Here is a 17021-nt window from a genome sequence, read left to right on the forward strand (position 1 = left end):
ACACGTCCGCAACACGTCGCCGCTAGCCTCGCACCATGCCGTTCCTGCTCCGCGTCTCGCTGCCCGACGTCCCGGGATCGCTGGGTCGCGTCGCGAGCGCGATCGGTGAGGCCGGGGGCGACATCGAGGCCATCGAGATCGTCGACAAGGGCTCCGACGGCCGTGCGGTGGACGACGTGCTGCTCGAGATCAGCCCCGGCGCCATGCCCGACTCCGTGGTCTCGGCGTGCAACGCCATCGACGGCGTCGAGGTGCTCTGGATCAACCGGTACGCCGCCGGCGGCAACCTGTTCCTCGACCTCGAGGTGGTCGAGGAGCTGACCGCCCAGCCTTCCCACGCGATCGACCGGGTGCTGGACCTGCTGCCGATCACCTTCCGCGTCGACTGGGCCTCGCGGATCGCACCCGACGGCACCGTCGTGCGGGCCACCGACGCCGCACCCCGGACCCTCGGCTGGATCGGCCTGGACCGGCCGAGCCGCCTCGAGGGGGTCGACGACGTGACCCTGCTGTGCGCAGCGCCCATCGACGGCGACGTGATCGTGCTGGGGCGCCGGGGCGGTCCCGACTTCCTCGACTCCGAGCTCGCCCGGCTCGGCCACCTGCTCGGGCTGGCGCAGACCATCAGCCGCGTCTGAGGCTGCGCCCGGCTCCCCGTGCGGGCGCCTCGCGCTGTGGCATGCTCGCCCGATGAGTGGCCTGCGCGCCGCCGTCGTCGGCGGCGGCATCATCGGCACCGCGGTGGCCCGCCACCTGGCGTGCCACCACGGCGCGGACGTCACGCTCCTGGAGAAGGAGGACCACGTCGGCGCCCACCAGACCGGGCACAACAGCGGCGTCGTGCACGCCGGGCTGTACTACGAGCCCGGCAGCCTCAAGGCCACCCTGTGCCGCCGTGGCGTCGACCTGCTCCAGGAGTTCGTGACGCAGCACGACATCGCGTACGACGAGTGCGGCAAGGTGGTGGTGGCGCTCGAGGAGGCCGAGGTCGGCCGCCTCGAGGCGATCCACGCGCGGGCGGTCGCCAACGGGGTCCCCGACGTGGCGATGGTCGACGCCGACGGGCTGCGCGCCCTCGAGCCGCACGCGGTCGGCGTACGCGCCCTGCACTCCCCGCACACCGCGATCGTGGACTACCCCGCGATGACGCGGGCGCTGGCCGACGAGCTGGTGGCCGCCGGGGGCAGCCTGCGCCTGGGCCAGGCCGTGACCACGCTGGACGAGCGCGGCACCGGGGTCCGGGTGGGCACCGCGCTCGAGGAGGCGGAGTTCGACGTCGTGATCGTCTGCGGCGGCCTCCAGTCGGACCGTCTCGCCGCACTGCTGGGCGAGCCGCGGGACCCGCGCATCGTGCCGTTCTTCGGCGACTACTTCCTCGTCCCCGAGCGACAGCGCTCGCTGGTGCGCGGGATGGTCTACCCGGTGCCGGACCCGCGTTACCCGTTCCTGGGCGTCCACCTGACCCCGCGGGTCGACGGGGCCCTGATGCTCGGGCCCAACGCCTTCCTCTCCCTCGGCCGCGAGTCCTACCGACCCCGCCGGGTGGTCCCGCGCGACGTCCTCGACGCGGTCGGCTTCGCCGGGTTCTGGCGCTTCGCCGCCGGCAACGTCGCGGCCGCGGTCCGCGAGTCACGGACCGCGGTGAGCCCCCGCCGCTTCGTCGCCGAGGCGCAGCGCTACGTCCCGGAGCTGGACGGCGTCGGGGTGACCCGTGGCCCGCGCGGCGTCCGCGCGCAGGCCATGGACTCCTCCGGACGACTGGTCGACGACTTCGTGATCACCGGCACCGACCGGGTCGTGCTGGTCCGCAACGCGCCGTCCCCGGGGGCCACGTCGGCGCTGGCCATCGCCGAGCACGTCGTGGCCGAGGCGCTCGGCCGGCGCTCCGGGTCGCGCTGAGTCCTCAGGCGCGCTCGAGCAGGAAGATCGGGATCAGGCGGTCCGTCTTCTCCTGGTACGACGAGTACGTCGACCAGGTGGCCACCGCGTGCTGCCACCAGTCCGCCCGCTCGTCGCCCGACAGCTCGCGGACGCGGTAGGTGTGCTTCTCCGCCTTGTCCTGGAGCTCGACCTCGGGGTGCCGGCGGAAGTTGTCGGCCCACGCCGGGTCCTCGTCCGCGCCGCCCTTGGACGCCACCGCGAGGTAGGCGCCGTCGCGCTCGACGCGCATCACGGGGTTCTTGCGCAGCTTGCCGGAGGTCGCGCCGACGGAGGTGATGACCACGACGGGGAAGTCGGTGCCGGGCAGCGTGCCGCCCTTCTCGCCGTTCGTCGCCTCGTACTCCTCCACGTTGTCGCGGACCCACTTCGCTGCGCTCGGGACGTACTCGCCTGTCAGTGCCATGTCCGCGACAACACCACGTCGGGCCCCCGGATTCCACAGGGGCCGGGTCGGCGTACGACGCGACGCGGACGTTAGGTTGCGGGCATGAGTGCGATCGACGGAGTGTCCGAGATCTTCGACGCGTCCCAGTGGGACGACGTGCCCGGCTTCGAGGACCTGACCGACCTCACCTACCACCGGGCGAAGGCGCACGGCACGGTACGGATCGCCTTCGACCGGCCCGACGTGCTCAACGCCTTCCGCCCGCACACCGTCGACGAGCTGCTGCGCGTCCTCGAGCACGCGCGCACCAGCGCGGACGTCGGCTGCGTGCTGCTCACCGGCAACGGCCCGGGCGCCAAGCACGGCAAGTGGTCGTTCTGCAGCGGCGGCGACCAGCGCATCCGCGGCAAGGCCGGCTACCAGTACGAGACCGGCGGGCACGACGACGCGGGCGCCCCGCCGAACCCGATCGACAAGGCCAAGCTGGCCCGCCTGCACATCCTGGAGTGCCAGCGGCTGATCCGCTTCATGCCGAAGGTCGTCATCAGCGTCGTCCCCGGCTGGGCGGCCGGCGGCGGCCACAGCCTGCACGTGGTCAGCGACCTCACCCTGGCCAGCCGCGAGCACGCCCGTTTCAAGCAGACCGACGCGGACGTCGGCTCCTTCGACGGCGGCTACGGCTCGGCGTACCTCGCCCGGCAGGTCGGGCAGAAGTTCGCCCGGGAGATCTTCTTCCTCGCCGACGAGTACGACGCCGAGACCATGCACCGGATGGGCGCGGTCAACCGGGTGGTCGACCACGCCGACCTCGAGGCGACCGCCCTGGAGTGGGGCCGCAGGATCAACGGCAAGTCCCCCACCGCCCAGCGGATGCTCAAGTACTCCTTCAACCTCCTCGACGACGGGCTCGTCGGCCAGCAGCTCTTCGCCGGCGAGGCGACGCGGCTGGCCTACATGACCGACGAGGCCCAGGAGGGCCGCGACCAGTTCCTCGAGAAGCGCGACCCGGACTGGTCGCCGTACCCCTGGTACTTCTGAGGAGCTCGTAGACGCGCGGACACCACCCCCGGCGGGGGCCGGCGCGCACGCGGGCCAGGTGCTGGTCGCACGACCGATGTCCGCGTGTCTACGTCGCGGATCGAGGTGCCGACCAGCCACCCGGTTGTAACGCTCCGTTACATGCGCTGCACACCCCACCGGTGGGGTGTGGAGCTCGTGCAACAGCGCGTTACATGGGGCGGACGGCCCGGCATCCTGGGCGCTCCCACCCGACTGGTTGAATCCGGGCCATGGTCTTCTCGGGCTCGGCCGTACGACAGCGCTCCGACCTGCTCGAGATCGTGTCCGTCCTCGACCTCGACGCCGTGCTCGAGCGTGCCGCGACCATCGGCGCCCACCGCACCGGCGCGCGCCGCGTGGTGCTCGCCGTCCTCGACGACGTCGAGGACTCCTGCCACGGAGAGCAGCCGCGACTGCTGGTGCACGGCATCGACCCCGAGGCGGCCGCCGTCCTGCGGGAGCGCCTGGGCGACGCCGGGCTGCCGCTCGCGGACGAACGGGCGGGCGGACGCGAGCCCGACGTGCTCCGGACGCTCGACCCCGAGTCCGGCGACGAGGTGCTCCGCGTCCCGGTGCTGGTCCACGGGCGGCTCTTCGCGGACCTGCTGCTCGCCGACCCCGCCGGCGACGGCTTCGCCGACGCCGCCGTCGAGAGCATCGCCGAGCTGGGCCGGGTGACCGGCGTGGCGGTGCGCAACGCCCTCAGCTACGCCCTCAGCGAGCGACGCCGGGAGGCCGTCGAGCTCGCGGCCGCGGTGGACCAGTCGTTGCGACCGCCCTTCCTCCTCGCCGAGCCGATGGCCCGCATCGCCGAGGGGGCACGCCGCATCGCGGGTGCCCGGACCGCGGCGGTGGTCGCAGCGGGTGAGCACGGTGTCGACGTGACCGCCGTGGCCGGCGAGCGCAGCGACGCGCTGCCCCGGCTCCTCGACCGGGTGGCCGAGCAGGCGCGGACCGCGCAGGGCGACGGCGCGGACTTCACCGCCCGGGTGGACGGCGAGACCGTCTGGGGCGTGCCGCTGAGCCCGGACCACGCATACGTCGGCGTGGTGGTGCTGGTCCTGGACCCCGCACGCACCGGGCGCTTCCCCGAGGACCGGTCGCTGCTCACCTCCTTCGTGCGGCACGGGTCGTTGGTCCTCGACCACGGCGTGCTGCAGCAGGAACGGCAGCACGCGGTGCTCGAGGCCGACCGGGACCGCATCGCGCGCGACCTGCACGACGTGGTCATCCAGCGCCTGTACGCCACGGGGCTGACCCTGCGGGCCCGGACCGCGCACAACGGCACCGGTACGACGGGCACGGGCGTCGCGAGCGCCGACCACGTGGCCGAGGCGATCCGAGAGATCAACGACTCCATCCGCGACATCCGCAGCACGATCTTCGCGCTCGAGCGCGGGAGCTCGGGCTCGCTGCGCCGCGACGTGCTCGCGCTCGCGCAGGAGTACGAGTCGGCACTCGGGTTCCTGCCGGTCGTGCGCACGTGGGGACCGGTGGACTCGCTGGTCGAGCAGGACCTGGCCGAGCAGGCGACCGTGGTCCTGCGGGAGGCCCTGTCCAACTGTGCCCGCCACGCCCACGCCTCCCGGTGCGAGGTCGACGTCTCGGCCGAGCACGGCCTGCTCACCCTCACGGTGACCGACGACGGCCGCGGCGCCGGCACGGACGACGGCCCCCGCAGCGGCCTGCGCAACCTCGCCGCCCGGGCCCGCGAGCTCGGCGGCGGCCTCGACGTGGGACCGGCCGACGGGCGCGGCACCCGGCTGCGCTGGCAGGTGCGCCTGGACCGTCAGGCCGGGCCGGAACCGACCAGCGGTGCCGAGCCCTCGGCACCCGGTGCGGTCGTGGACCCGGTCGGCGAGCCGGATCCGGGCGCGGACCCGGTCGCGGGCTCCGACGCGGGTGCGGTCGAGACCGAGGGCTGAGCCCCCGGGGAGGTCCCGATCCATCCGGCCGCCGCGGAGAGCAGGACACCGCACACGCCGACGGCCAGCAGGTAGCGCACCAGCGCCACGTCGAGCGGCATCGCACCGGTGGCCGCGGCCCACAGCGCCGGCGAGGTCAGTACGGCGGCGACGACGAGCGCCGGGCCCGAGACGGTCCTCACGCCGTCACCGCCAGCCGGTCACCGGACACGGTGCCGACCGAGCGCACCTGGGTGGCGCCCGTCAGCTCGGTGTACGACAGCACCGCCGTCGAGGGCAGGACGGGCACCAGCATGCGACGCACCGCCGGGCGCAGCTGCGGCGCGCAGACCACGACCGGCCGCAGGCCCCGGTCCTCGGCTGCCGTCCTGAGGTCGGTCACCTCCGCGAGCACGCGCTGGCCGAGCAGCGGGTCGAGCGCGATCACCGAGCCGGGGTCCGCGGGACGCATGGCCTCGAGCATCCGCTGCTCCAGGGTCGGCTCGAAGCTGATGACGTGAACTGCGCCGTCGGCCAGGTGGGGTGCCACGATGGCCGGCCCGAGAGCAGCGCGGGCGGCCTCGGCGAGCGCGTCGGGGTCCTTGGTGACCTGGGCCTTGAGGGAGAGCGCCTCGAAGATGCGCACCAGGTCGCGCACCGAGACCTGCTCCTCCAGGAGGTGCTGGAGCACGCGCTGCACCTCGCCCAGCGTGAGCTGCGCGGGAGTGAGCTCGTCGACCACCACGGGGTGGCTGCGCTTGACCAGGTCGGTGAGGGTCTTCACGTCCTCGCGACCGAGCAGCCGGCCGGCGTGGGTCCCGACGACCTCGGCCAGGTGCGTGGTGATGACCGAGGCCCGGTCGACGACGGTGGCGCCGCTCAGCTCCGCCTGGACGCGCAGCTCGGCGGGGATCCACCGGGCCTCGAGCCCGAAGACGGGCTCGCGGGTGGACTCCCCGGGCAGCCCGCCCAGGGTGTCCCCGATCGCCAGGACGGTGCCGCGGGGTGACTCGCCCCGCGCCACCTCGATGCCGTACAGCTTGATGACGTACGTGCGGGCGGGCAGGTCGAGGTTGTCGCGGGTGCGCACCGGCGGGACGATGATGCCGAGCTCCCCAGCGATCTTGCGGCGCAGGGCCTTGACGCGGTCGAGCAGGTCTCCACCGTTGGCGGCGTCGACGAGGTCGATGATGTCCGGCGCGAGCTCCAGCCCGAGCGGGTCGACCTGGATCTCGGCGGCGAGCAGCTCGGGGCTGTCCGGCGGTGCGGCCAGCGCCTGCTCCATCGGCGGTTGCTCGGGCTCGCCGGTCTCCTTCGGCGCGCGGCTCGACGCCAGCAGCATCACGCCGCCGGCGGCCACGAACGGCAGCTTGGGCAGGCCCGGGATGAGGCAGATGAACAGCGCGCCGAAGCCGGCGATCTGCAGCGGCACCCGGTTGCCGCCGAGCTGGCGCAGGATGTCGGAGCCCATGTCGCCGCTCGCCGTGGACCGGGTGACGATGAGGCCGGTGGCCACCGACAGGAGCAGCGCCGGGATCTGCGAGACGAGCCCGTCGCCGACCGACAGCAGGCTGTACGTCGTGATGGCGTCGCCGAAGGACATCCCCTTCTGCGCCATGCCGACCGCGAAGCCGCCCACGAGGTTGACCACGGTGATGACGATGGCCGCGATCGCGTCGCCCTTGACGAACTTCGAGGCACCGTCCATCGCGCCGTAGAAGTCGGCCTCGCCGTGCACCTCCAGGCGCCGGCGACGGGCCTCCTCCTCGTCGATGAGGCCCGAGTTGAGGTCCGCGTCGATGGCCATCTGCTTGCCGGGCATCGCGTCGAGGGTGAAGCGCGCCCCGACCTCCGCGACCCGCTCGGCGCCCTTCGTGATGACGAGGAACTGGATGACCAGGAGGATCGCGAAGACGATCAGGCCCACCACGAGCGAGCCGCCCACGACGAAGTGGCCGAAGGTGTCGATCACCTTGCCGGCGTACCCGTCGAGCAGCACCAGCCGGGTCGCACTGACGTTGAGAGCGAGGCGGAAGAGCGTCATCACCAAGATGACGGAGGGGAACGCCGCGAAGTCGAGCGGCCGGTGGACGAACATCGCGACCAGCAGGATGAGCAGCGCGCCGGTGATGTTGAAGGCGATGAGCAGGTCCAGGACGACCGCGGGCAGCGGCACCACGAGCATCATCACGATGAGCACGACGCCCGCCGGGACGCCGAGCTGCATCAGACGCTTGGGTTCCACGTGGTGCCTCTCGGGAGGGTCGCCGGACAGGGCGCCCTCCGTGGCACCGGACGACGCCGTCCTGGCGTCACGCCTCCCATCGGCCGGCGGCGACCGCTCCTGAGGGGTTCACCGCGACCGGTACGACGGCGCGGCGTCGCCGTCCCGCGACGGCCACGGCGGGCAGGTCGCTCTCCCGACGCGGGCTGCGGTGCTCGCCGCCCCGGCTGCCGGTGGACCGGCGCGAGATGACGAACGCGAGGACCTGGGCCACGGCGGCGTACAGCTCGGGCGGGATCTCCTGCCCGACCACGGTGGAGCGGTGCAGGGCGCGCGCGAGCGGGACGTCGCGGACCAGGGGCACGCCGTGCTCGACGGCCTGCTCGCGGATGCGCTGGGCCACCACCCCGGCCCCCCGGGCCACCACACGCGGCGCGCCCCGCTCCGCGTCGTACCGCAGGGCCATGGCCACGTGCGTCGGGTTGACCAGCACCACGTCGGCGGTGGGGACGTCGGCCATCATCCGGTTGCGCGCGGCGGCGAGCTGGCGGCCCCGGATCGCGCTCTTGACCAGCGGGTCGCCCTCGGTCTGCTTGCTCTCCTGCTTGACCTCGTGCTTGGTCATCCGGGTCTGCTTGCCCATCCGCCGGCGCACCATCGCGTAGTCGGCCACCGCCATGACGATGCCGGCGACGGCCACGCTGCGGACCAGGGAGAACACCTCGTCGCGGACGACCTCGAGCACCGCGGAGATGGGCACCAGCCCGCCGATGAGGGGCATCAGCGCCATCACCGCTCCGTAGACGACGAAGCCCACGACGGAGCTCTTCAGCAGCATCTTGGCGCCCTCCCACAGCGCCTGGGTCCCGAAGACCCGCTTGAACCCCTGGATGGGGTCGAGCTTCTTCCACGACGGCTTCACGCTCTTGGTGGCGAGGAAGAAGCCGCCCTGGGCGACCGCGGCGGCGACGCCGACGAGCATGACCCCGGAGCCGAGCGTGACCAGGGTGAGCATCACGTGCCGGGCGCCCCGGCCGAGCAGCAGCATGGCGTCGGCGACCTCGACGTCGCCCCGCACGGTGAAGCAGTCCTTCATCAGCGTCGCGAGCGCGGTCAGCTCGTGGGAGAGCAGGCTGGGCATCACCGCGCCGAGGACCAGCAGCGTGGCCCAGCCGCCCAGCTCCTGCGTGCGCGGGACCTGCCCCTCCTTGCGCGACTCCTTGCGCTTGCGGGCGGTGGGCTTCTCGGTCTTCTCCTCCGACACCCGCCCTCACCCCCCGGACACGAGGCTGGCCTGCGCCTCGTTGGCGAGCTGGACGAGGCGCCCCACGGCCTCGGGCAGCACCGGGAGGGAGAGGCCGAGGAGCAGCAGGGTGAGCCCGATCTTGGCCGGGAACATCACGTTGATGGCGTTGAGGTGGGGGGCCACCTTGGTGAGCAGCGCCAGGCCGAGGTCGGCCACGAAGAGGACGGCGATCAGGGGCAGCGCGATCTGCACGGCGGTCAGGAAGAACATGCCGAACGCGGTGACGAGCACGTGGGAGGCGCCCTCCAGCCGGGGCGCCTCGCCGAGGGGCAGCAGGTCGAAGCTGCGCAGCAGCCCGCCCAGGACCATGAGGTGGCCGCCCGTCGCGAAGAGGATCATCACCGCGAGCATCTGGTGGAGCTTGCCGAAGACGGTGTTCATGTTCATCGACAGCGGGTCGAAGCCCTGTGCCAGCTGGAAGCCGCCGAAGGTGTCGACGAGCGACCCGGCGGTGGCCACGGCCGCGAGGAGCACGTAGGTCACGAGCCCGAGCGCGGAGCCGACGACCACCTGGGTCAGCACCGTGACGAGGAGCTCCCCGGTGGCCGTGGGGATGCTGCCGCGCTCGACCGACGGCACGACCGCGAAGGCGAGGCCGAGGGAGAGCACGACCTTGGCCGCCACCGGCACGGACCGGCCGGCGAAGGGCGGCACCAGGGCCAGCCAGGCGATGATCCGCACCGACGCGAGCAGGTAGGCCAGCAGCGGCTCCCCCGCGACGGTGAGGGTGGGTCCCACGGCTCAGCCCAGCAACGTGGGGACCATGGCGAACAGGTCCCGGGTGAAGTCGACGAGGGTCTGCAGCATCCAGCCGCCGGAGATGAGGAGCGCCAGGCCCACCCCCACCAGCTTGGGCACGAACGCGAGGGTGAACTCCTGGATCTGGGTCATCGACTGGAACAGCGAGATGGTGAAGCCGATGACCAGCGAGGTCACCAGGATGGGCGCGGAGAGCTTCAGCGCGACCACCATGGTCTGCAGGGCGATGTTGATGACGGTGGTGTCGGTCATGGCGGCCTACTCGTAGCTCGAGACGATCGAGGTGATGACCAGGCCCCAGCCGTCGACGAGGACGAACAGCAGGAGCTTGAAGGGCAGCGACACCATGACGGGCGGCATCATCATCATGCCGAGGGCCATCAGGGCACCGCTGATGACGATGTCGATCACCAGGAAGGGGATGAAGATGATGAAGCCGATGATGAACGCCTGCTTGAGCTCGCTCAGCACGAAGGACGGCACGAGCGTCGCCATCGACACCTCGTCCCGGTTCTCGGGGAGCTCGCGACCGGCGACATTGGTGAGCAGCCGCAGCTCGTCGTCCCCGGTCTGGTCGAGCATGAAGTCCCGCAGCGGCTCGACCCCGTCGGTGTACGCCGCCGTCACGGTCTTGTCGCCGTCGAGGTAGGGCTGCAGGCCGGTGTCGTTCATCTCCGACAGCACCGGCGCCATGATGAACAGCGAGAGGAAGAGCGCCAGCCCGGCCAGCACCTGGTTGGGCGGGATCTGCTGCAGGCCCAGCGCGTTGCGCGTCAGCCCCAGGACCACGAGCACCTTGGTGAAGCTGGTGCAGGTCAGCAGGATGGCCGGCAGCAGGGAGAGCAGCGACAGGGCCAGGATGACCGTGACCGGGGTGCCGGGCTTGTCGGTCAGGCCGTCGAGGTCGATGGTGACCGAGCTGTCCGACCCGGGGCCGTCCGGTCCCTGGGGACCCCGCGGCGCGGTCGGGCCCTCGGGCGCCATCGGCAGCGCGGGCGCCGGGGCGGACAGCGCCGGGGTGGACAAGGCCGGGGTGGCCGCACCGGCCGGCGCGGCGGCCGGGGGCGACACGAGCAGGCCCAGGCTCGCGAGCACGACGCCGACGGTCGCGACGAGGAGGCCGACCAGGCTGCCGCGCACCCGCTCGCGCGGGCTCACGAGGCCTTGCCCGTGGCGGCGGCGAACGCCTGGCGCCACGTCTGCGCCGAGAGCACCGACCCGGCGAGGCCGCCGCCGTCGACGGTACGGCGCGTGCCCTCGGCGCGGTGGGCCGCACGGTGGGCGCCGGTGGGACGCAGGACGGTCGGCACACGGAGCGGGCTGCCGGCGACGGACCCGTCCGGGGTGGAGGCGGGCAGCAGCACGAGCTCCTCGGCGCCCGGTCCGTCGAGCTCGCCCTCGACGACCAGGTCCTCGGGGTCGAGCTCGGCGAGCAGGCTGACCTGGTGGTCGGTCGTGCCGACGACCAGGACGCGGCTGCCGACGGTGATGACGGCCACCGACGTGCTGCGCGAGAGCGGCTGGCGGTGCAGCACCTGCACCGGCGCGCCGGCGCGGGCGCCGTACCGCTTGCCCACGATCCGGGCCAGCAGCAGCATGAGGCCCACGACGACCGCCAGGGAGGCGACCAGTCGGACGGTCAGCTCGAGCACGTCAGCCTGCAGTGCTCTCGTCGACGATCTCGGTCACCCGCAGCGCGAAGTCCTCGTCGACGACGACGACCTCGCCGCGGGCGATGAGGCGGCCGTTGACGAGCAGGTCGGCGGGACTGCCGGCGGCGCGGTCCAGCTCGAGGACGGCGCCCGGGGAGAGCGCGAGCAGGTCGCGGACGGTCATCCGGGTCCGGCCGAGCTCGACGGTCACCTCCATGTCGACGCCGTGGAGCATCTCGATGCCTCGACGAGCGATCGGGGCGCCCGGGAGCGACACCGGGTCGGAGCCGGCCGCGTCGGCCGCGCGCACGGCCGCGACAGCAGCGCCCACGGCGTCGGAGACCAGCAGGGCACCGGCCGGGAGGCCGTCGCCGAGCAGCGGCACCAGCGTGGACGGGCCACCGAGGTCGATCGCCACCTGGGCCACGGCCACCTCGCGGGCGGCGCCGCAGCGGGCGCCGAGGGCGGCGGCGGCCGCGTCCAGGGCCGGCTGGGTCGCGGCGGCGAGGTCGAGCCCGCCCAGCGGGCTGCTCGCCAGCGCCTGCACCAGGTCGGCGCCGACCAGCACGGCCACGCGGGGCGCGCCGGGCAGGTGCAGCTCGGCGACCGCGGCGCCGGCGAAGCCGGCCACGGCCGAGGCGTCGCCCGCGGCCGGGGCGCCCGCGACCAGCGCGGCAGGTGCCGGCAGCACGGCGGCGGCGGCCGCCGCGGCAGTGGTGACCAGGCCGGTGGTCAGGTCGGTGAGCGGGTCGATCAGGGTGGTCATGCGTTCTCCTTGGACGAGCCGACCACCAACGCGGCCAGCCGGGCGCCGTGGGTGCCGGGGGTGGCGTGGGCGAAGGTGGTCTCGCCCACGACGATCTCCAGCGGTGCCGTGGACGGGTGCGAGAGGCGCAGCACGTCGCCGACGGCGAGGCTGCTCAGGGCGTCCGGTCCCAGCCGGGTCGGACGGAAGCGGACGACGGCCGGGACCGGCACGTCCTGGAACCGACGGTCCACCAGCTGAGCGGCCCGGGCGCGCTGGGCCTGCTCCCGGTGGGAGACCGGGGCCGGCGCGGCGGCGCGGACCAGGTGGGGGTGCAGGCTGGCGAACGGCAGGCACAGGCTCACCCGGTGGGAACGTTCCCCGACCATCAGGTCGAACGTCGCCACCACCATCACCTCGCCGGCCCCGGCCGCCTGTGCCAGCTGGGGGCTGTACTCCACGCCGGCCAGCTCGGGGTGGACCTCGACGATGTCGGTGAGGCTGTACTCCAGCTCGCCGAGCAGGCGCGTGACCACGCCGCGCACGACCGCGCTCTCGATCTCCGTGAGGGGACGCTGCGGCTGCTCCCCGGAGCCCGGGCCGCCGAGCATGTGGTCGATCGCGCTCATCACCGCCGGGAGCGGGAGGTCCAGCAGGCCGATGCCGGGGACCGGCTCGGCGGTGAACTTGACGAGGTAGGTGGTGGCCTCGAGGGAGTCGATGTACTCCGCGTAGGTCTGCTGGGCGACGCCGAGCAGGCGTGCCGCGCACACGGTGCGCAGGCCGGAGGTCAGCACGGTGCCCGCCTGGCGCGCGAACCCGTCGAGGGTGAGCTGCAGGAGCCGCGAGTGCTCGCGCGACAGCTGGATCGGTCGCCGGAAGTCGTAGGCGGTCGGCTCGGATCCCGTGCGGGCGCGCCGGCGTGCGCGGGCGCCGGCGTACGCCGGGCCGGGGGAAGGCGGGAGGAGCGTCACGACCCCCCTATCGGCGCCCGCTCCCCGGATCTGAGGGGTCGGCGCGGACCGGACTCAGGCCGACCGCGACGGCCCGTTCGCCGGAGGGGGGCGACGGGGGTGCGACGGGGCCGGCTACTGGGTGACGAACTCGGTGAAGTACACCTCCAGCACGTCTCCGTGGTAGTCCTCGTGCAGCTTCTCCTCCAGCTCCGACTTGTACTCCTGCCGCTGGCCGGCCTTGACCAGGTCGCCCTGGTCGGTGCCGCTGAAGAGGTCGATGGTCGCGTCCAGTGCCTTGCTGCCGTCGGCCTCGTGGGCGTCGGCGGAGAGCTGGAGCGCGATGCCGATGCGCAGGTAGTGCCCGTCGGCGAGGTTGACCTGGATGGGCTCCAGGGTCATCACCTCACCCGGCTCGGGCTCCGTGGGGCCGCTGGGCCGGAGGAGGAACCACCAGCCGGCGACCAGCGCTACCAGCACGACCGCGGCCACGACGACGAGCCGCTTGCGACCGCCCTTCCCCTCCTCGTCGGTCTCGGCCTGCGACTCGGCGGGGCGGTTGAGGGTGGTGCTGCTCATGAGGAGCCTCCTTCTGTCTCGTCCTGGGGGGTCTCGCCCTCGGTCGCTGCGACCTCGTCGAGCAGCTCGCGGGCGGCGGCCGGCAGCGCCGAGATGACGACGATGTCGACCCGCTTGTTGACGCGTTGCGACCCCGGCCGGCTCGGGTCGACGAGGGGCACCTCGTGGCCGAACGCCGCAGCGCTCAGCCGCTCCCCGGGGATCGCGCCGGCCTCGTTGAGGTAGCGCAGCACGGTGACCGCGCGGGCCGAGGAGAGGTCCCAGTCGGTGGCGAAGAAACGCGGCTTCACCGGCACCTGGTTGGTGTGCCCGTCCACGCGCAGATCCTCGGGGGTGCCGCGCAGCACCGGTGCGACGACGTCCAGCACGCGCTGGCCCCGGGGACTGAGCTCGGCGCGGTCGGGCTGGAAGACCACGTGCCGGGAGGTGAGGCTGAGCACGAGCCCGCGGTCGTCGATGCGGCGGCTGACGTCGTGGGCGAGGCCGGCCTCCCGCAGTGCCCGGCCGAGCTCCTCCCCCAGCCGGTCGAGACGGGCCGCCTCGGCCCGCGCGGCGGCGTACCCCTGCTCCTGGTCGACCAGCGCGCGCTGGGCCCGCTGCACCGCCGGCGTGGCGGTGAGGGCGGCGTCGGGTCGCACCGGTGCGATCGGTGCGACGCCGGGCTGGTCCAACGTCGACTCCGAGCCGGTCATCACCGACGTCGAGTCCCCGAAGCCCGCGGCGAGGCCGGCCTTGAGGGCGTTGAACTTCTTCTCGTCCACGACGCTCATGGAGAACATGACGATGAAGAGCACCATCAGCAAGGTGACCATGTCGGCGTAGGTGACCAGCCACCGCTCGTGGTTCTCGTGCTCCTCGTGCTCCTCGCGACGGGGACGGCGACCTCCGGCGGACACGTCAGGCCGCCCGGGTACCGGTCGCCGCGGCGGCCGGCTGCTCGCCGGCGGGCAGCAGCGAGGCCAGCTTCTGGGCGATGATGCGCGGGTTGGACCCCGCCTGGATCGCCGCCACCCCCTCGATGACCAGCTCCATGCGGGCGGCCTCGAGCTCGGTGAGCCGCTTGAGGCGGTTGCCGATCGGGAGCCAGATCACGTTGGCCGACATGACGCCCCACAGCGTCGCGATGAAGGCCGCGGCGATGAGGTGGCCGAGCTCCTCGGGCTGCGCGAGGTTCTCCAGGACGTGGACCAGGCCCATGACGGTGCCGATGATGCCGATGGTGGGCGCGTAGGCGCCCGCGTCGGCGAAGAACTTGGCCGAGTGCTTGCCCTGCACCCGGACGGCGTGCACCTCGGCCTCGAGGATGTCGCGGACCTCGTCCGGGTCGGTGCCGTCGATGGCCAGGGTGACGCCCTTGACCAGGAACGCGTCGTCGACGCCGCGCAGCTCGTCCTCCAGCGCGAGCAGGCCCTCCCTGCGGGCCTTCTCGGCGAGCGAGACCACGGTCGGGACGACGTCGGCGGCCGGGCGCACCTTGGCGGTGAAGGCCGTCTTGAGGGCCTTCAGCGCGTTCTTGGTGTCGGGGATCGTGGCGCCGGCCATCGTCACCATGAATGTGGTGCCCAGCACGAGCAGCATGGGCGGCAGGAGCAGCAGGCTCATCGGGTTGCCGCCCTCGAGCATGTTGGCGACCACGATGATCACCAGCCCCAGGCCGACGCCGATCAGGGTTGCCGGGTCCATCAGCCGTCCCCGTCCCGGGCGGGGTGGACCGCGACGGCGGCGAGGTGCGAGCGCGGCGCCGGGGCCGGCCGCTCCGGGCCGGTCAACGGTCCCAGCCCGACCACGCCGGCACGCCACGCGCGCACCTGCTCGACCACGTCGGTCATGCCCTCCGCGACGACGTACTTCTTGCCGTCGACGAGGGTGACCACCGTGTCCGGCGTGCAGTCGAGTCGCTCGATCAGGTCGGCGTTCAGCACGAACACCGTCCCCGAGAGTCGGGTCAACAAGATCATCTCAGTGCACCATCCCTGTGCTCCCACGTCAGGCCCGTCCGTGGGCCTCGTGCTCCCCATCGGCGGCGGCGACCGCGACCTGAGGAACCGGACGTCGAAATGCGTACGACGCCCCGGGCAGGAGGTCTCCTGCCCGGGGCGCCGGTCGTGCGCCGGGGTCAGCGCTTGATGTTGACGAGCTCCTCGAGCACCTGGTCCGAGGTGGTGATCACCCGCGAGCTCGCCTGGAACCCGCGCTGGGCCAGGATCAGGTTGGTGAACTCGGCCGCGAGGTCGACGTTCGACATCTCCAGGGTGCCGGCCACCAGGTCTCCGCGGTTGCCCTGGCCGGCCACGCCGAGCTCGGGGGCACCGGAGTTGGCGCTGGCGCGGAACGCGGTCTGGCCGACCTTCTCGAGACCGGCGGGGTTCGTGAAGTCGGCGACCGCGACGACGGCGATGTCACGCTGCACGTTGTCGGAGAAGGTCCCGCGCAGGACGCCGTCGGCGCCGATGGAGTACGACGTCATCTCCACGCCGGCGGGCAGGCTGCCGGCCGGCGCGTCGAGGTTGATGTCGCGCAGGGTGCCGCCCGCGTCGCCGGGGGCGTAGCCCTGGACCTTCTTGCCGCTGGGCGACACGAGGTTGCCCTGCTCGTCCCAGGTGAAGGCCCCCGCGCGGCTGTAGACGCGCTCGGCGCCCGAGCCGAGGACGAACATGCCGTCGCCCTGGATCATCAGGTCGGTCGCGCTGCCGGTGGACTGTGCGGAGCCCTGGGTGAAGGTGCCGGCGGTCGCGGCGACCTGCACCCCGAGGCCCACCTGGAGCGGGTTGGTGCCGCCGTTGCCGGAGCCCGCGGCGCCGGCGCCGCGCATGACCTGGCTGAGGGTGTCCTGGAAGACGGTCGTGCTGGCCTTGAAGCCGACCGTGTTGGCGTTGGCGATGTTGTTGCCGGTGACGTCGAGCATCGTCTGGTTGGCCCGCAGGCCGCTGATGCCGGAGAACAGTGAGCGGAGCATGGGATGAGTCCTTTCGGGAACGGCCTCAGGCCGTCGTCCGGGCGGTGCCCGGGCTGTCGGTGGTGTCGGTGCCGGTGACGTCGGTGCCGGAGACGCCGGTGTCGGTGGTGGTGTCGGGCACGACGGGGGTCGTGGTCCCGACGGAGAGGAGCTGGGCGAGGGGGACCTGGACGCCGCCGATGTCGAAGACCGGGCCCTGGGCGCCGAAGGTGACCCCGTCGATGCTGCCCGTGTGCGTGGTCGCACCGTCGGTGTCGACCCACGAGACCTGCTGGCCGACCATGGCGCCGGCGCCGAAGGCCATCTGCGAGCCCAGCAGCGCGCCCACCGCGTCGGAGACGCCCTGCATCTTCTCCAGGGCGGTGAACTGCGCCGACTGCGCGAGGAACTCCCCGGAGTCGGTGGGGTTGAGCGGATCCTGGTAGCGCAGCTGGGCCACCATCAGCTCCATGAACATCTGCTTGTCGTCCTGGGCGGCCGTCGTGGACGTCGCACCCAGGGCGAAGGCGTTGGTCGCGGGGACCACCGCCTCAGTGGGGGAGATGGACACGAACCCTC

The 17021-nt window shown here is 73.0% G+C and carries 19 protein-coding genes; 4 read left to right on the forward strand and 15 right to left on the reverse strand.

The window, feature by feature from the left end; translation table 11 throughout:
• The first annotated feature begins 35 nt into the window (after positions 1-35).
• Together ASG94_RS08955 and lhgO are read left to right on the forward strand one after the other, a co-directional pair.
• Entirely contained in the window at positions 36-638 is a 603-nt protein-coding gene (locus tag ASG94_RS08955; protein ID WP_056925920.1) for an ACT domain-containing protein, read from the forward strand.
• A gap of 52 nt (positions 639-690) precedes the next feature.
• A complete protein-coding gene (lhgO, locus tag ASG94_RS08960; protein ID WP_056925921.1) occupies positions 691-1899 on the forward strand; it encodes an L-2-hydroxyglutarate oxidase in 1209 nt (402 codons plus the stop codon).
• Between the two features lie 4 nt (positions 1900-1903).
• Here the strand turns inward: lhgO and ASG94_RS08965 are convergent, their stop codons facing one another.
• Positions 1904-2344, reverse strand: a complete 441-nt coding sequence (locus tag ASG94_RS08965) for a nitroreductase family deazaflavin-dependent oxidoreductase (protein ID WP_056925922.1) — start codon at positions 2342-2344, stop codon at positions 1904-1906.
• Positions 2345-2428: 84 nt separating this feature from the next.
• Between ASG94_RS08965 and ASG94_RS08970 the strand changes: the two genes are divergently transcribed.
• Both ASG94_RS08970 and ASG94_RS08975 read left to right on the forward strand, forming a co-directional pair.
• A complete protein-coding gene (locus tag ASG94_RS08970; protein ID WP_056925923.1) occupies positions 2429-3364 on the forward strand; it encodes a 1,4-dihydroxy-2-naphthoyl-CoA synthase in 936 nt (311 codons plus the stop codon).
• 251 nt (positions 3365-3615) lie between these two features.
• A complete protein-coding gene (locus ASG94_RS08975; protein WP_056925924.1) occupies positions 3616-5310 on the forward strand; it encodes a histidine kinase in 1695 nt (564 codons plus the stop codon).
• A 178-nt stretch (positions 5311-5488) separates the two neighbouring features.
• On the opposite strand, the gene flhA is transcribed toward ASG94_RS08975, so the two are convergent.
• The 14 genes from flhA to ASG94_RS09045 all read right to left on the reverse strand — a co-directional run bounded on the left by flhA (position 5489) and on the right by ASG94_RS09045 (position 17013).
• Positions 5489-7534, reverse strand: coding sequence for a flagellar biosynthesis protein FlhA (gene flhA, locus ASG94_RS08980; protein ID WP_056925925.1), 2046 nt, complete (start codon positions 7532-7534; stop codon positions 5489-5491).
• Positions 7535-7601: 67 nt separating this feature from the next.
• Positions 7602-8777, reverse strand: a complete 1176-nt coding sequence (locus ASG94_RS08985) for an EscU/YscU/HrcU family type III secretion system export apparatus switch protein (RefSeq protein ID WP_056925926.1) — start codon at positions 8775-8777, stop codon at positions 7602-7604.
• 6 nt (positions 8778-8783) lie between these two features.
• A complete protein-coding gene (locus ASG94_RS08990; protein ID WP_056925927.1) occupies positions 8784-9557 on the reverse strand; it encodes a flagellar biosynthetic protein FliR in 774 nt (257 codons plus the stop codon).
• Positions 9558-9560: 3 nt separating this feature from the next.
• The gene (gene fliQ / locus ASG94_RS08995) at positions 9561-9830 is read right to left on the reverse strand and encodes a flagellar biosynthesis protein FliQ (RefSeq protein ID WP_056925928.1); all 270 of its coding nucleotides are present in this window, start codon (positions 9828-9830) and stop codon (positions 9561-9563) included.
• Positions 9831-9836: 6 nt separating this feature from the next.
• The gene (gene fliP / locus ASG94_RS09000) at positions 9837-10736 is read right to left on the reverse strand and encodes a flagellar type III secretion system pore protein FliP (RefSeq protein WP_235537179.1); all 900 of its coding nucleotides are present in this window, start codon (positions 10734-10736) and stop codon (positions 9837-9839) included.
• Positions 10733-11230, reverse strand: a complete 498-nt coding sequence (locus tag ASG94_RS09005) for a FliO/MopB family protein (RefSeq protein ID WP_056925929.1) — start codon at positions 11228-11230, stop codon at positions 10733-10735. Before ASG94_RS09005 ends, fliP begins: the two co-directional genes overlap by 4 nt.
• Position 11231: 1 nt before the next feature.
• Positions 11232-11996, reverse strand: coding sequence for a flagellar motor switch protein FliN (gene fliN, locus ASG94_RS09010; protein WP_056925930.1), 765 nt, complete (start codon positions 11994-11996; stop codon positions 11232-11234).
• Positions 11993-12949, reverse strand: coding sequence for a flagellar motor switch protein FliM (locus ASG94_RS09015; RefSeq protein WP_235537180.1), 957 nt, complete (start codon positions 12947-12949; stop codon positions 11993-11995). Before ASG94_RS09015 ends, fliN begins: the two co-directional genes overlap by 4 nt.
• Positions 12950-13063: 114 nt before the next feature.
• Positions 13064-13507, reverse strand: coding sequence for a flagellar basal body-associated FliL family protein (locus ASG94_RS09020; protein WP_056925932.1), 444 nt, complete (start codon positions 13505-13507; stop codon positions 13064-13066).
• The gene (locus tag ASG94_RS09025; protein WP_056925933.1) at positions 13504-14403 is read right to left on the reverse strand and encodes an OmpA/MotB family protein; all 900 of its coding nucleotides are present in this window, start codon (positions 14401-14403) and stop codon (positions 13504-13506) included. Before ASG94_RS09025 ends, ASG94_RS09020 begins: the two co-directional genes overlap by 4 nt.
• A 1-nt stretch (position 14404) precedes the next feature.
• Positions 14405-15190, reverse strand: coding sequence for a motility protein A (locus ASG94_RS09030; RefSeq protein ID WP_056925934.1), 786 nt, complete (start codon positions 15188-15190; stop codon positions 14405-14407).
• Entirely contained in the window at positions 15190-15465 is a 276-nt protein-coding gene (locus tag ASG94_RS09035) for a flagellar FlbD family protein (protein ID WP_082624021.1), read from the reverse strand. The genes ASG94_RS09030 and ASG94_RS09035 overlap by 1 nt, the downstream gene beginning before the upstream one ends.
• Before the next feature lie 158 nt (positions 15466-15623).
• Positions 15624-16463: a flagellar hook-basal body complex protein gene (locus ASG94_RS09040; RefSeq protein WP_056925935.1), complete on the reverse strand. Its 840-nt coding sequence runs from the start codon at positions 16461-16463 to the stop codon at positions 15624-15626.
• A gap of 25 nt (positions 16464-16488) precedes the next feature.
• On the reverse strand, positions 16489-17013 hold the full coding sequence (locus ASG94_RS09045) for a flagellar hook assembly protein FlgD (protein ID WP_056925936.1): 525 nt from the start codon (positions 17011-17013) through the stop codon (positions 16489-16491).
• Between the last annotated feature and the right edge of the window lie 8 nt (positions 17014-17021).

Source organism: Nocardioides sp. Soil805, from assembly GCF_001429625.1.
In the GTDB taxonomy this organism is placed as follows: Bacteria; Actinomycetota; Actinomycetes; order Propionibacteriales; family Nocardioidaceae; genus Nocardioides.

Bases quoted from the DNA above. Each gene is read 5' to 3' on its own strand.
- ASG94_RS08955 (WP_056925920.1), top strand. From the start codon at position 36: ATGCCGTTCCTGCTCCGCGTCTCGCTGCCCGACGTCCCGGGATCGCTG.
- lhgO (WP_056925921.1), top strand. From the start codon at position 691: ATGAGTGGCCTGCGCGCCGCCGTCGTCGGCGGCGGCATCATCGGCACC.
- ASG94_RS08965 (WP_056925922.1), bottom strand. From the start codon at position 2,344: ATGGCACTGACAGGCGAGTACGTCCCGAGCGCAGCGAAGTGGGTCCGC.
- ASG94_RS08970 (WP_056925923.1), top strand. From the start codon at position 2,429: ATGAGTGCGATCGACGGAGTGTCCGAGATCTTCGACGCGTCCCAGTGG.
- ASG94_RS08975 (WP_056925924.1), top strand. From the start codon at position 3,616: ATGGTCTTCTCGGGCTCGGCCGTACGACAGCGCTCCGACCTGCTCGAG.
- fliQ (WP_056925928.1), bottom strand. From the start codon at position 9,830: ATGACCGACACCACCGTCATCAACATCGCCCTGCAGACCATGGTGGTC.
- fliN (WP_056925930.1), bottom strand. From the start codon at position 11,996: ATGACCACCCTGATCGACCCGCTCACCGACCTGACCACCGGCCTGGTC.
- ASG94_RS09020 (WP_056925932.1), bottom strand. From the start codon at position 13,507: ATGAGCAGCACCACCCTCAACCGCCCCGCCGAGTCGCAGGCCGAGACC.
- ASG94_RS09030 (WP_056925934.1), bottom strand. From the start codon at position 15,190: ATGGACCCGGCAACCCTGATCGGCGTCGGCCTGGGGCTGGTGATCATC.
- ASG94_RS09035 (WP_082624021.1), bottom strand. From the start codon at position 15,465: ATGATCTTGTTGACCCGACTCTCGGGGACGGTGTTCGTGCTGAACGCC.
- ASG94_RS09040 (WP_056925935.1), bottom strand. From the start codon at position 16,463: ATGCTCCGCTCACTGTTCTCCGGCATCAGCGGCCTGCGGGCCAACCAG.